Source organism: Capsulimonas sp. (assembly GCF_039929585.1).
Classification (GTDB): Bacteria; Armatimonadota; Armatimonadia; order Armatimonadales; family Capsulimonadaceae; genus Capsulimonas.
In genome coordinates this window covers 1-14,631 of record NZ_JBDSQY010000276.1, presented here as the reverse complement: position 1 = coordinate 14,631, position 14,631 = coordinate 1, and the positions used below count along the sequence as shown (strand labels likewise).

Annotated in this window: 10 protein-coding genes; 6 read left to right on the top strand and 4 right to left on the bottom strand. The window is 59.6% G+C overall.

All coding sequences use genetic code 11. From position 1 onward, the window contains the following. The first annotated feature begins 14 nt into the window (after positions 1–14). Complete coding sequence (locus ABIZ35_RS20735; protein WP_348221830.1) at positions 15–1,430, top strand: phosphotransferase; 1,416 nt, start codon at positions 15–17, stop codon at positions 1,428–1,430. Here ABIZ35_RS20735 and ABIZ35_RS20730 read toward each other — a convergent pair. Both ABIZ35_RS20730 and ABIZ35_RS20725 read right to left on the bottom strand, forming a co-directional pair. Then, positions 1,406–1,666 carry a UBP-type zinc finger domain-containing protein gene (locus ABIZ35_RS20730; RefSeq protein WP_348221857.1) on the bottom strand — a complete coding sequence of 87 codons (261 nt, stop codon included), beginning with the start codon at positions 1,664–1,666 and terminating at the stop codon, positions 1,406–1,408. The two genes, ABIZ35_RS20735 and ABIZ35_RS20730, sit on opposite strands and share 25 nt — an antisense overlap. 102 nt (positions 1,667–1,768) lie before the next feature. Beyond that, positions 1,769–3,595, bottom strand: a complete 1,827-nt coding sequence (locus ABIZ35_RS20725; RefSeq protein ID WP_348221829.1) for a hypothetical protein — start codon at positions 3,593–3,595, stop codon at positions 1,769–1,771. A gap of 167 nt (positions 3,596–3,762) precedes the next feature. Here ABIZ35_RS20725 and ABIZ35_RS20720 point away from each other — a divergent pair, with 167 nt between their 5' ends. After that, on the top strand, positions 3,763–4,143 hold the full coding sequence (locus ABIZ35_RS20720; RefSeq protein ID WP_348221828.1) for a DUF4259 domain-containing protein: 381 nt from the start codon (positions 3,763–3,765) through the stop codon (positions 4,141–4,143). Positions 4,144–4,217: 74 nt separating this feature from the next. On the opposite strand, the gene ABIZ35_RS20715 is transcribed toward ABIZ35_RS20720, so the two are convergent. Further along, complete coding sequence (locus ABIZ35_RS20715) at positions 4,218–7,565, bottom strand: protease pro-enzyme activation domain-containing protein (RefSeq protein ID WP_348221827.1); 3,348 nt, start codon at positions 7,563–7,565, stop codon at positions 4,218–4,220. Between the two features lie 274 nt (positions 7,566–7,839). On the opposite strand from ABIZ35_RS20715, the gene ABIZ35_RS20710 reads away from it, so the two are divergent. Beyond that, complete coding sequence (locus ABIZ35_RS20710) at positions 7,840–8,235, top strand: hypothetical protein (RefSeq protein ID WP_348221826.1); 396 nt, start codon at positions 7,840–7,842, stop codon at positions 8,233–8,235. Between the two features lie 12 nt (positions 8,236–8,247). Next, positions 8,248–10,752 (top strand): DUF4132 domain-containing protein, encoded by a 2,505-nt coding sequence (locus ABIZ35_RS20705; protein ID WP_348221825.1) that lies wholly within the window; start codon positions 8,248–8,250, stop codon positions 10,750–10,752. A 265-nt stretch (positions 10,753–11,017) separates the two neighbouring features. On the opposite strand, the gene ABIZ35_RS20700 is transcribed toward ABIZ35_RS20705, so the two are convergent. Next, entirely contained in the window at positions 11,018–12,580 is a 1,563-nt protein-coding gene (locus tag ABIZ35_RS20700) for a methyltransferase domain-containing protein (protein WP_348221824.1), read from the bottom strand. Between the two features lie 122 nt (positions 12,581–12,702). Here ABIZ35_RS20700 and ABIZ35_RS20695 point away from each other — a divergent pair, with 122 nt between their 5' ends. After that, positions 12,703–12,978, top strand: a complete 276-nt coding sequence (locus tag ABIZ35_RS20695) for a hypothetical protein (protein ID WP_348221823.1) — start codon at positions 12,703–12,705, stop codon at positions 12,976–12,978. Positions 12,979–13,096: 118 nt separating this feature from the next. Continuing rightward, entirely contained in the window at positions 13,097–14,428 is a 1,332-nt protein-coding gene (locus tag ABIZ35_RS20690; protein ID WP_348221822.1) for an aminotransferase class III-fold pyridoxal phosphate-dependent enzyme, read from the top strand. Positions 14,429–14,631 lie beyond the last annotated feature (203 nt).

Here is a 14,631-nt window from a genome sequence, read left to right as displayed (position 1 = left end):
GCCAGCAATCCCGTATGGAATTTTTGTTTAAACTCTTGTTATGCTCTGTCGATCCCGCTGCCGCTTGGCTGGCCCCTGTCAATGGACGACTGAGTTTACCGGAGTATACAGTCACCTTATCGGAAGATGGCGATATGATGGCGCCCGCCCTGCATCAAACGGCCATATTCAGCAAATTTTCTGCCGATGCGATCGTCTTGAGTACATTCTTTATCCAGCCGGAAGGGCAGACGAAATCCTGCTATTACGTCACCGCTGAGATGCTTACTCCTGCGTCGGACGATATCCCGGTTGGCCTCGTAGCCGCGCCACAGGGTTGCGGCGTTACGGTCGACTTTAATGATCCTCTCGATCGGCGTGTCTTTGAGGCATGGAGCATCGACAGAGATACGAATTTGGGGGTGGATATTCCCTGGGCGAAACCAGGTTGGCGGCAAAAGGCGGCCCATTGGATTAGGGAAAGCACCGGGCAGAGTTCGGTGGAAATGATACCGCTAAGGACATGGCAGAGATCCACTGTCATCGCTGTCCGTCACGCAGACGGAACCTCGTTCTTTAAAGCTGTCCCTCGCATGTTTCGGCGAGAATTGTCGGTGATCGAATGCCTTTCTCGATCTCATCCACACCATCTGCCTCGTATCCTGGCTAGCCATCCCGGCGACTGCTGGATGCTGATGGAAGAGATCGATGGCGTGGAGCTGAAAGATTGTGACGAGATTGAAGTTTGGGAGAGCGCGATACGTCACTATGCCCGCTTGCAAAAATCAACGATCGGAAGCACAGCGAGTGAGTTAAGGACCATCTGCCCAGACTATACGCCCGGGCAGATGGAATCGCAAGTCGATAGCCTTTCCATCCGGATCCAATCGGCGCTGGATGGTCTGGCGGATGGGGTGACTGCGCAGGAACTTGAGCAGTTGGCTTCGAAAGGGGATTTCCTCAAGCAAATCTGCAAAGAGCTGGACAACTCTGGCTTACCGCATGTGCTGGAGCACGGAGACTTTCAATGGCGCAATATCCTGATTCAACACGGCGCTCCAATCTTTATTGACTGGTCGGAGGCTTGCATTACCACGCCGTTCGCGGGGATGGCCTGGTTTATGCAAGAGGATTTCTTGCCCGATTGGCTTGCAAGCGAGAGCTCCCGAGAACGGCTATGGCAAGCGTATACGACGGAATGGTGTGATTACGCCAGCCCAGGAACACTCTCGCGACTGGCTGAGATCAGTGTCGTTTTCGGATGCCTGTGGAAGCTCGTCGTCTCGTGCGATTATCTCGACGGATATCAATCTCAGACTCAGGGAAAGGCGCTGCCGGTGGAATCCTTGAGCGGGCACGTCATCTGGCAGGAGAAATTCGAGCTGGCTTACCAAACAAAACAATTGCTCCAGCTCTTGAAAACGCCTCACACCTCAATCTCATCCACATAACACCAGCGCCAGTCTTCGCCGGGCTGGAACGACTGCATAATCGGGTGCTGGGTGGCGTGGAAATGCTTCGTCGCGTGCTTATTTTTCGAGGAGTCACAGCACCCAACATGCCCGCACTCCAGACAGAGGCGAAGATGGACCCAGGTGTCATCCATCTCCAAACACTCCTCGCACCCCTGCGGCGTTTTCGGCTCCACGTCCTTGATATGATCCAGATGCGTACATGTCTTAGGCATCATCAATACTCCTATCGGATGTTGTCGCGATATAATCTCGCTGTTTCCTAATTCTACCTTACCCACCCCGCCATCAAAGATCACCAAAAGGCTCGCGGCGAACTACGCTTTACGCTTGCGTGGCTCCTGGTAAGCTGGCGGCGTAGTCACCTTACTATCCACCGGCGCGCGCCAGTCGCCGCGCCAGGTGCGCGTCACGCCCTGAGAGTCCTTGAACCGCAGCCAGATATCACGGCCTTCCAGGTTTTGGAATCCGTCGGGGAGCCGCCAGGCGTCGTAAAACGAATGACGGCCGTCGGCGAGTTCGATTGTGTAGGCCGCCGAGCGCTTACCTCCTTTGTCGATCCAGATTTGAAACTGGGCAGGGCGATTGTCTAGTGACGGCCAGGCGGCGAATAATTCCAGCCATGTCTTGCCCGCAAGAGGACGCAGTTTGCCGAAGACGATCGGCTTTTGGTCGTATCGCTCTCCGTCCTCGGCGTTCTTGGCGACCACCGGCAGATGAAACCAGCACCATTGAAATGCTCCGTGGTGCAGCGGATCTAAGGCGCTGTAGCGATGGGCGCCCTTGACCAGATACTCCATGACGCCGGGCGTATTATATTTCCAAGCCTTCGTATAGTCGGCGCCCATCGGACCGGGCGGCGTGTTGGTGTCCGACGACCAGACGACAATGTCGTCGGCAGTGAACAGATACATCCCGGTCAGCATTTCGATCATCCAGCCCGGCAGAGGACGGTCGTTTTGCTGGATGCCCTGCATCCCTTCATTGGTGATCCGGGTCCATGCGCTGACGCGGACATTTTTGAGAAAGGGCTTGCGCCGGTCGCTGGCGTCTGGATACTGCCCGGCCATTCGGTGATACATCAGATACATGCGTACGGCCTGCCGGTAGAGATCATGCAGGGTATGCTCCGCTTCCCCCGGCTCTAACGGGACGTCGGCGCCGTAGAGAGTCGTATGCGTGAGATCGCTGAAGACGGGGCGCCCACTCCGCATTTGAATGGCGCCGTCAGTCGTGTGTTTGTACAGCGGCTCGCTGCCCCAGATGGCCTGCATATAGCCGTCCATGGCGACGACGCCCCCACTGTCCTCGCAGGCCTGAAGCGTGGGATCGGGCGCGGCCAGAAAATCGCGCTCCGGCAGTAAGTACTCCGGATCGCCCGTTCCGCCCTGTCGCACGGATTCGTCGAACGCGCCCACGGAATATGTCCACTGACCGTAAGTCACCGGGACAATATGATCGCCATGCGTGACCGCCTCCGACGCCATCCCCTGATAGAGCCAGCCGAAGCAATCCCGCTGATGCTCCCAGCCCCCGGTCGCCTCGATGTCGATGGATGGATACAGCACCCCATGACCTTTCGCATCCGACGCCTGCCGCTCGCCCTGCCAGACACGCCGGCCTAAAGCCAGATAGGCGGCCTTATCGCCGACCATCTTATGATCGACGGCCAGCGTCCGCAGCGAAGCGATGCGTGGGTCTTTGGAGTCGGCCGCCGTCAATTCGTCGGCCAGCATCTTCGCATATGTCCAGAACAATGGATCGCCAAGCAGCTGCCACTTTTGGGATGCGGGGATGTTAAGAATATTCGTCGGCCCCTGGCGAAAGTTCGGCATGTCCTCCACGGAGGTAATCCCACGGCTGAAATGCAGATTGGCTCCCGCGCTGTCATACCAAGGGCCGGAGATATGGATACGACGATCCGAAAGCGCGAACGGCGGGAATCGCCCAAAGAGCGCAACGCCACGCGCCGTCTGTTCGGCGAAGGGATAGTCGATCCCGCGCCGATGGGGCGACGAACGCCGCTCAAATTTTAGCGTAGGCGCCGCTTCTGTGACAAAGGGATGTCCCAGATAATCCACGGCGGGCGCTCCGTACACAGGGCGCAACGCAGCGAACACAGCCAAAACCGCCACGATCCACATTCTCGCTCGCCTCATCATCTCATTATTCCCATCACTGTCGATCATCGATTGCGATACTCACATCATTCTAACACAAATCGGCAGGAGACACATTGCGCGATGTCGAATGACCGGTCGCCATCGCTCGGGCCAATGGACGCCTGGGATCGCCGGCGAAAGGACGAATTATGGGAACTTGGGGCGCGGGAAACTTTGACAGCGACAGCGCATTGGATTATATCAGCAGCGTGGTGGACGACCTGGAAGGTAAGATCGAGGATCTGCTGACGGACGAGGAGCGCAGCGCCCTGGACGAAGAGGGCGAAGGCGTACTCGTCCCCAGTGTCGCGATCCTTTCGGCCTTGCACGAAACGGTGCAGGCGCCGACGCCCGAACCTGCGAATGTCGCCCGCTGGCGCACGCAATATCTCGCGATCTACGACGCGCAGATCGACGGTCTGGAGCCGGACGCCGAATACAAAGTCGAGCGCCGTCAGGTGATTCAGGATACGTTCGATAAACTGGAAGCGCAGGCGCAGGCGTTCTGGAGCATTGCGACGGAGGGATGAAACGCAAACCAGCCCCGGAGACCAATGGTCTTCGGGGCTGATTTCTTTGGTCGATCGCCTCGCGCGGGTCCGTATTACGGAACCAGCGTCAAAGCCACGATCTTGATATTCGCGATGTTCGGCAGCGTGACGCTCTTGACCGTCTTGCCGCTGTTGATCGCGAAGGAGTACCCGAAGAGGTTCCCCTTGTTGTTGTCCTGCGTCCCGTTCGAGACGTTGCGATAGGCTTGGACCATCGCAATGGACTCGCCAGCGTAGTTCTGAGGCGCGTACCAGTCGCTGACGCCCTGCGTAATGGTCGTCGTCGTGTTGTCGGTGTAGGTCACCGTGAACGTCTTCGACGGCTGGCTGCCGTTTTCGGCGGTCGCCAGCATGCGCAGCGTCGAGAAGGAGCCTGCGGGCAGCGTGATGATCTGCCCGGTGGCGGTCACCATATTGGACGTATTGGCGGTTCCGATGGTGAACGGCGTACCGTTCCAAGTGACTGATGTTCCAATCAGATTGGACGAATAGGCGTAGCCGCCGCCGTCCAGTCCGCCGGTCGCGAAGGTCGTCCCATCCGTGTAGATCCCGGAGAGGTTGTAGGTCAGACTCACGGGGACGGGAGCAGCCTTCACGGTCAGGGCGATTGTGACCGTGTGGGTCGTTGCTCCCGAGGTTCCCGTCACGGTAACGGTCGCCGCGCCGAGCGTGGCCGTGCTGCTGGCGGTGAGCTTGAGCACGCTTGTCCCGGTGGTGCTGGACGGGCTGAACGCAGCCGTGACCCCGGTGGGGAGCCCGGAGACGGTCATGGCGACGCTGCTGTTGAACCCGGTCGTCGAAACGACCGAGATCGTGCTGGAGGCGTTCGAACTGCGCACGACCGTCAGGCTCGACGGCGACGCTGAGAGGCTATAGACTGCGGAAGTCGGCGCTTTTGCCAGCGACATTGCGAACACAACGACGTTGCGGTTATTGGGAAGCGTAATGCTCTGCACGGTTTTCGCCGAGTTGAGCGCGAAGCTGTACCCGTAAACGTACGTTTGCGCGCCGTCATGCGTCCCGTCCGCCAGGTTACGGTAAGCCAGCGGGCCTTTCACAATCGCCTCGCCCGCAAAACTCGCAGGCCCGGCCCAGTCGCTCACGCTCTGCGTAAAGTTCGTGAACGTGGCGTCCGTGTAGGTCACTTTGAAGGTCTGCGACGTCTGGTTACCCTGTACGCCCGCTGCCAAGAGAAGGAGCTTCGAATACGTTCCGGAGGGAAGCGTTACGGTGGCGCTGCTGACGGTATCCAGCGCATTGGCGGCGCCCAGGGAGAACGTCACGCCGGACCATGTCAGCGAGGAGCCAAGCAGAGCGGACGAGTAGGCGTAGCCGCCGCCGTCGAAGCCGCCCGTGGAGAACGTCGACCCATCCGTGTAGACACCGTTGATGTTATAAGCCGATGCAAGGCTGACCGAAGTCACGGCGCCAATGGTCGGCTTGATCGTGACGGGAATATAGGTGACATGGGTCAGCGTTCCCGACACGCCTGTGACCTTGACGAAGGCCGTTCCCGGCGGCGCCGTCGCGGACGCCGTGAGCGTCAGCGTGCTCGTAGTGGTCGTGGACACCGGGCTAAGCGATGCGGTAATCCCCGACGGCAGCACGCCCAGCGTGAGACTGACGCTCGATGTGAATCCATTCAAAGCGCCGACGGAAACGACGGTCGTTCCCGATCCGCCCTGAGAAACAGTCGCGGCGGGCGCCGTCAATCGGAAGTTCGCGGTGGTTCCGCCCGCAAGGTCGGCCACTAAGTTCGCCACGATCGGCGTGCCCCAGCCGGTCGCCAGGTCGAATCCGGTAACCGCACTGTACGAAGCCGAGCCGTTGCCGTTGTTACCGACCGTGATGTCGTGGAAGTCGTTCGCGTAATTCGTCCCCGTTCCAATGGTGTAGAGCGCGGGGTTCATGAAACCGATCGCCCCCAGACCGTTCGCCGTACGCTGCTGATTGACCAGCGCCGCGATGCCGGCCCAGATAGGCGCCGCGCCGCTCGTTCCACCGATGCCGCCCCATGCGCCGTTGTTGTAAAACGAGAACGGGGAGTAAGGATCGGCGACAGCCGAGACATCCGGACCGTTGCGCATCGTCGTTGAGCCGCCGTTCGACGACATGCTGACGGGCTTCTGATACGATGGGATCGACCAGAGCGTGCTCACGCCGCCACCACTGCCGCCCCACGCCGGCTCGGTGAGCCAGGAGCCGTCCGAGTTTGTGTTCAGGTGTGTGCCGCCGACGCTCGTGACATAAGGATCGTCTTCAGGATGCGCGCCGCCGGACCACGCGCCGCCGTCGCCGCTTGCGACAAAGAACGACTGGCCCTGCACGCCCATCTGTTTGTAGACCTGATCCTCCGCCTGATCCGTGCCGTCGCCCCATCCGAGCGAGCAACTGACGACCTTGGCCCGGTTCTCCGTCGCGATCTTATTGGCGATCCCCAGGCCCGAGCCGCCAATATAGACGATCTCCTTCGTCGCGCTGGGTGCGATCGCGATCTGCATCTCGATATCGAGCGTCGTTTCGCCCGATTGTCCCTGGTTCGCCGCCGTTTTTCCGTCGAAGTAGACATTCTCCAGCGGCATATTCGGCAGGCTATAATAAGTCTCGTAGGTCGTGATATCGCTGACCAGATAGCCCGTGTTCTGGAACACGCCCATCGTCACGCCCGCGCCGGTCATCGTGCTGGGAATATCATAAGCCTTTCGGAAATCCCCAGGAGAAAACCCCTGATTTCCCGTCGATGCCTGTGGGGCGACTTTCGTCTTTCCCGCAGCCATCGAGACGGAGAGAACGGGACTGCCGACAGGTTTGCGCAGCAATTCGGAGCCGACCGGCAGATGATGCAGCGGGTTTGCATTGTCGAGGCCGCCGACGCAGAGCAGGTCCACCGGACATTCGGCGTCCACCGAAGGCGGCCGGTCAGGCCCATGGAACTGACTGCCGTCCTGCCGCCGGTAAACGACCTCGGTCACATGGAACGCCTGTTCCGCCGCTTCGGATGTCGTGGTAACGCTGAGCAGCATCCGATTGGGCGACGTTTCCGCCACGGTCATCCCATGCGACTGGGCGTACTGGATGAGGCTCTGATAATCGGCGTCCGTCGGGCCGAACTGCGCGGCAAACTCCGCGCTCGTCAGATAGCGGCCATAGCGAGGACTGGCGGGATCGTAAAGATCCTTCAGGAGCTTGTCCATCTGCGGCTGATTGCGCAGCGGCAGGGCGAGGTTGAGCCGCAGCGGCGTCGAAGGCGCGAGCCGAGCCGACGCCAGCGCGCTGCTCGCCGCAGCGGCAATGTGGCCATTGGCCTGACCCAGCAGCGCACGCTGAGCCGAAGCGGGGGTTGTGATCAGGACGGCCACAGCGGCCGCCAAACCGAATTTCCACGGGACTGATGCGATCATTGTCTACTCCTCTTCGTGAGCTGTCTTGCAACGATAGCGAGAAAACCGTCTTAACATGTCCTCCGCACACCCCTTATACAGGTGGTCCATCTAATCTGCGTCATAAAATCCTCAAACAATTGACAGGAGAAACAATTACGGCGCCAAAGATCGTCTCGCCTCATGAGAATTTCGAAGCATCTCTCAAAATCCATCTCACAAACCCTCGCCTTGCCTCTCAATCTTTGGTACACTCAAAGCACGAATGCATAGACGTGGTTTAAGGAGTTTTGCAATGTCACACCAGATTACGATCTACGATGAAACCCTCTCCGGCGAGCGCACCCCCTCGCTGAGCCTCGATCTTCTGTCTGCAACCATCACCCTGCGCGAGCTGATCCGCCGCCGCGTGTATGAAGAGGTTCAGGACTATAACGCCTCCACCCCCGAATACTTCCGTGGCTTCGTGCAGCCCACCGACGCCGAGCGCGTTCTGAACGGTTACCGCCTCAAAGAACGCAAGCATATCGACTGGGAGGCGCAGTACGACCGCGCCATCCAATCGTTCCTCAGCAACGGTTTCTTCGTTCTGGTCGATGACCGACAGATCGAGGAGTTGGATACGGAGATCGAGCTGAAGATCAAGACCCAGATCAGCTTCGTCAAACTCGTACCGCTCGTGGGCGGATAGGAAGGCAAAGCCATGGACCTCTGGAATACGATCAAACAGTATGTCTCGGATACTCAAGGAAGCGATACACTCGTGCGCGAGGTCCCGCAATTCGCGGAAGCGCGGCGTGAAGTCGAGAGTTATCTTGACGCCGCCCGGCGCCGTTCCCTGTGGAATATCAAGCCCAAGGACCTGGAGGCAGGCGAGTCGATTCTCAAGGCCGGGCCTTCGTTTCAAATCGCCGCGCTGCTGGCCGCGCTCAGTATTTCCAAAGCGGCGCGCCACGGCGCCGACTACCAAACAATTTTTCGTTTGAAGAATCTGATCGGCGTCCTTCTGCGAAAGTCGCTTCCATATTCGGATAAAGACGTGGAGCGGCTTGTTCGATTGGGCCTGGAAGCCGAGGAAAGCTCCAAAGCCCCCCTCCTTCGCATCTTGGAGGACCGCGTCAAGGCGGGCGTTCCGCTTTCGGACCCCGTTCGCGCGGCGCTGGAAACCTGGCGAGCCGACTTGGAGCCGGGTGAAAGCGGCGTCAACGCTGTGCGGCTTCAAATCCAGATCGGCGACCTGCTTGCCGGAACAAACCGCGCGCCATTGCTGGAGGGCGAGCCGTGGGGCGACGGCGTTCGGGCCGATCTTGCGTCCATGCCTCCCCACGAAAACGCCCATTGGAGCGCGCTGCTTTTGCACGCGATGACGTCCGAGGCCGCCAAACCATCCACGAAGTGGCTCAAACAAGCGAAACCACTGCTGGGCGCCATAGGACAGGAAGCCTTTATCGCGCGTCTCACAACTTGGTCCACACTGTTCCGCGCAAACCATTATCCTGAGAACGCTCTTGAAGATGGCTACGAACGTTACATGGAATGGATGCGCCTTTCGGCCCTGGTGGGCCACAACTATTCGGCATTAAAGGGCATGGTGTGGTGCTGCCGGCTGATCGATCACGACGCCATGGCTCCGCTGCTGGGCGACCTTGCCGACCACGCGCTGCGCAAAATCCCCGGGCATGGTCCGAAGTCGGCGAAAGTCGGCAACGCCTGCATTCTCACGCTCGGCGCAATGTCTGGAATGGCGCCGGTGGCGCAGCTGAGCCGGCTGAAACGCAAGGTCAAGTATGTCGCGTCGCAGGGCATGATCGAAACAGCGCTGGCGGAGGCCGCCCAACGCGCCGGTCTGCCCGCCGAAGATTTGGAAGAGCTGGCGACGCCGACATTTGGATTGGACACCGACGGGCGGCGACGCGAGGAGTTGGGCGAGTACTTCGCCGATCTCCTCCTCAAGCCCTCCGGTCATACCGATCTGATCTGGAGCGATAAGAACGGCAAGGCGCTCAAGTCCGTTCCGGCCGACGTGAAAAAGAACCATGCCGAAACGCTCAAGGAACTGAAACAGACCTTTGCCGAGATGACGAAGATGCTTCCCACGCTACGCGATCGTTTGGAGGGATTGCTGCTCACGGAGCGCGCCTGGACGATTGCCGACTGGCGCGACCGTTATCTCGATCATCCGGTGATGGGCGCGCTGGCGCGGCGATTGATTTGGAGTTTTACGGACGAGGAACGAACGGTGCTGGGGATTTGGCGCGACGGTGCGATGGTCGATGAAACGGGCCATGCGCTCCCATCATTGTCCGAAAGCACGAAGGTTCAGCTCTGGCATCCTCTCTCCGCCAACCCAGAAACGGTGCTCGCCTGGCGACGATGGCTGGAGGCGAAGGAACTACAGCAGCCGTTCAAGCAGGCGCATCGCGAGATTTACATTCTGACCGACGCCGAAGTCGCGACGGCGACATATTCCAACCGGTTCGCCGCGCATATCATTCGGCAGCACCAGTTCCAGGCGCTCTGCCGCGAGCGCGGCTGGCGATACCAATTACAGGGTGGGTTCGATGGCCACAATACGCCGACATTGAACCTGCCCCAGCATGGTCTTCGCGCCGAGTTCTGGGTGGAGGGAGGCGACGGTCACGCCATGTCCGCCTCATACATCGATCTTTACGTCTCCACTGATCAGGTCCGCTTTTACAACGATCGCGGCGCCCTGCTGCCGCTCGCCGATGTTCCGCCGCTTTTGTTCAGCGAAATCATGCGCGATGTCGATCTCTTTGTCGGCGTGTGCAGTCTCGGCAACGATCCCAACTGGCAGAACAACGGGGAGCTTCGGGCCTACTGGAACGACTACTCCTTTGGCGACCTGACCGCCCCCGCCCAAACCCGCCGCGATGTTCTGAGCCGTCTGATCCCACGCCTCAAGATCGCCGCCCAATGCACGCTCGACGGCAAATTCTTACATATCCGAGGCTCACTGCGCACGTACAAGATCCATCTCGGCAGCGGAAATATTTTGATGGAGCCAAACGACCAGTATCTCTGCATCGTCCCCGACCGAAAGAAGGACGCCAAGGCCGACGCCTCCCACGTTTTCCTCCCATTTGAGGGCGACCAGACACTGGCCGTCATCCTCAGCAAAGCGTTCCTGCTGGCGGAGGACGGGAAGATCAAGGATGCGACGATCCTGAGGCAGATACGAAGTTAGCGCTAACCGCTGTGAGACATTTGCGTTTCGAACCACGAAAAGAGCCGGCGGTTAGAAACCGCGCCTGCAAGAGCGCGGAAGTCCCCCTGCGGGGACTACAAAATCCTTGACGATACCATTTAATATATGCCCTCACATAAGGCGGTATCGAATTCGAATATGTAACCCACGAAGGTGGGTTTCCGCGCTCTTGCAGGCGCGGTTTCTAACCGCCGGCTCTTTTCGTGGTTCGTTACGCTCTGTTACGACATTACGCAATCATCTTCTATATTCCCAGCCCCTTCTCCCCCACCAGCACCATATTCGTCACCGGCCACGCCAGTGGCTTTCCATCGATATCCACAAGGCCGACGTGCCCCTCAAAGATATGCTCCACGCGCCAGTCATTGACATAGGCGTGCGACGCTGGGTGCAGCGTAAAGCCGGCGTCTTTCAATTCACGCTCCCAGTCGGCGAACGACCAGAATCCGAACTCTTCGTGCATCTCCGACGCCCAGTTGTCCGTATACTCCATCTTCGTGATGAACTCCATCGCGTCGCGCAGGGGCAGCGTGAATTGGGGCGCATCGCCGTCAGCGGCGCCTTGCGGCGCGTGCTGGATGGGGCGCGGTGAGTAGTCGTGCTGGAATTTGAGGAAACGACTGTAGGTAGAGAGTTCGCTGGAGGGCGTGGTCAGATAATCGCCCGTGGTGAGGCCGTCGGCGGCGCTGCACCAGAGCTGAACGGGTGTGTCGGCGGCGTGCGGGCCGACGACGTCCCGGATCACGAGGCGGCCGCCGCGACGGAGCTGTTTGTGCTTGTCCCGCAGGTAGCTGCGGACACTTTCGGCGCGGTGGCCATAGCTCCAAAGTTCGTGCAGCGTGGAGTTGCAGATCACGGTGTCGCTGGTGTTGGCCTGGGATTCGGTGACGGGCGTTGTGAGGTTCTGCTGTTTGAAAAATACGAAGGCGTTGCCGAACGCGCCGGCGCGCTTCCACTCGTAGGCGCGGGCGAGCATCTCGGCCGAAAGATCAATGCCGATGATGTCGCTGTCCGGGTAGTCGCGGACGATCCGGCTGATCAGGGCGCCATCGGCGCACCCCTCGTCCACGATCTTGCCGGGGATGATATAGTCTTTGATCGCCTGATACTTCAGATCGATCACCTCCGCCATCGTCGAGGCGTAGGTGTTGTAATCGCGCGTCGCGGTCAGGTCGCCATCTTCGGTCAAGATAGGGTCGTTGTAAAGACGCACGATCCTGGCGCCCGCCTCGGGCAAATCTGAAAACACGGTGCGGGCGCTCGCGCTCAGCCCCAGCGCCTCTAATCCAATCTCGCCGGTCCCGATCTGGCGCACCAGATCCGTAGGCACGTCATGCACATAGCGCTGGGCGGCCATGTCGTATTCGGCGGGCAACACGGCGTATCCGAGCGCCCGGGAAGCAGCAATCACCGGCGGCGTTGACGACAGCACGATGGTGTTCTCCGACGACAATTCCAAAGCGGCGACGGTCTGCTCCGCGATCTCCTTGAGCATCAGCGCCATAAACTTATCCGTCGGCTGATAGTGCGGGATGCCGACGATATGAAAATTGGCGCCGTACTTGCGCTTCCACTGACGCGCAAACTCATAGATCACGATCGAGCGCAGCTCGAACGGCAGCGGGTTATAACGACTGTTGCTCTTGTTGCTCGAAGTGACGGCAAACACCAGATCCGTCACGCGCCCCGCCGGCGCCGCGCCGAGAAGATCGGGCAGGCCAGCGATCTCCTGTCCGAGAATTCTGTCCAAATACTCTTCCTGGAACTGCGTCGTCACAATATGGCGGCCGGGGAATAAGAGGTACATAAAGATGTCTCCAAAAGCGGGCTGATATGACAGGTGAGAACAAGACTGCCTTTGGAAACTTTACCCGATAATCGCGCGCTGTAGAGTATGCCCTAGCAGTCCACCTCACACCAGGAGACCATATGAAAACAACTTTCGCGGCCATTCTCGCCGTTTGCGCCCTGTCCACATCCGTGTTCGCCGCCGCGCCGAAGGCGCCGGTCACCCATAAGATGACGGCCAAGGTGATGACCTGCCCGGCCTGCAAAATGCCGATGCCGATGAAAAAGACCGCCATGTATTCGGTTCCGGTCAAGGTCGGCAAGAACACCTACTATTGCTGTGCGGGATGCCCCGCCGGCAAAAAGGCGGCCGCCGCCGCGATGACCCCGAAAATGGGCAAAAAGCACGCAATGTAAGACAGGACGCGGGGCCGGCGCTCTGCATTGCCGGCTCCGCGAACGGCTGCCGATGGGAGGTATACTACTCGGGTCGCCAACGACGCGAACCAGAATTTCCACTCAGAGGAGAGCCAGCATGACAGACGAACTGACGCCACGTTACCCCGGACCGGTGTCCGCCGCGATGCTGGAGGAACTCCCCAAATACGTCATCGCCGATCCCTACCCCTTTGTTCTCGATCTGCCCAATTGCGAAGGAATGTATCTTGCCACCGTGGACGGCCAGCGGCTCTTCGACTGGGCCGGATACTTCGGCTCGAAGCTCATCGGACACAACCACCCGCGTCTCTACGAACAAGAGTATGTGACGCGGCTCGTCTGCGCCGCGAACAACAAGGTCGCCAACCCCGACTTTCTCACCCCCGAGTGCCTCGAATACTACCGTCTGCTGCACCGGATCGCCCCGGAGTCCATGCGCAACCCGCGCCTGGAAGTCTACGCCGTGAACTCCGGCGCCGAAGCCGTCGAGAATATGATGAAGTATCTGGTCGCGCGCTTCAACGCCAAGCGGCGGGCGAAAGGCGCGGAGATCACTGGCAAACGGTTCTTGTACTTCGACAACGCCTTTCATGGCCGGACGGTGTTCGCGCTCGGCGTCACGCAGACGGTGAACCCCGTCGCCACCAAAGATTTCCATGGCCTCACCACCGGAGGCAACATCCAGATCCCCTTCCCGGCGATCAATACATCCGAGCCCGATGAATGGAATGAGGACAAGCAAAAGCGTTCGCTGGAGATGATCGAGACGGTGCTGGAGCAGATGGCGCACGAGATCGTCGGCATCATCGTCGAGCCGATCCAGGGCGCAGGCGGGCACCGAGTCGCGACCAAAGAGTTCTTCCAGGAGCTGTCGCGCCTCGCGCACAAGCACGATGTCTATCTCGCCTTCGATGAAGTCCAGACCAGCCTCGGACCGACCGGCAAGATCTTCGCGATCGACAACTTCGATCTGCCCTACCCGCCCATGTCGGTCGCGGTCGGCAAGAAGTTCGGCTGCGGCGCGGTCTATATGTACGAGCCGCTGGAAGATCTCGGCGTGCTGGACTCCACCTGGGGCGGCGCCCTCGCCGACATGGTTCGTGTGGTTCAGGAAGTGAAGATCGTGGAGGAAGAAGGCCTGATCGAGGCCGCCAACGCCAAAGGCGAACGCCTCGCCGCCGGTCTGCGCCGCCTTGCCGAGCAGCCGTCACCGATCTACAACGTTCGAGGCATGGGCCTGTACCAAGGCTTCTCGCTGCGCTCGCCCGAAGCGAAGGGGCGGCTGATCGAACGCGCCCTCGAAAAGCACGACTTACTGCTGCTCGGCGCGGGACGGCGTTCGATCCGCACGCGGCCGTGCTTGTCGGTGACAAATGAGGAGATCGACAAGTTCCTGGAGCTGCTAGAGGATTTGCTGGGGGAGATTTGAGGAAGGCCCTATGCCCCCGGCGCTTTAGCGCGCTTCCCCCTTTTTCCCAACAAGCTGCTACGCAGGGTAAAAGGGGCGCTCATAACTATAGTCCTTGCACGCTCGACAAGTAGGTATGAAGAAGTTTGGCTTTGGCTATAAATTCCTCACGGCTCTGTGACGATTGAATGGAACTCAATGATTAGCACCCCTTTTACCCTGCG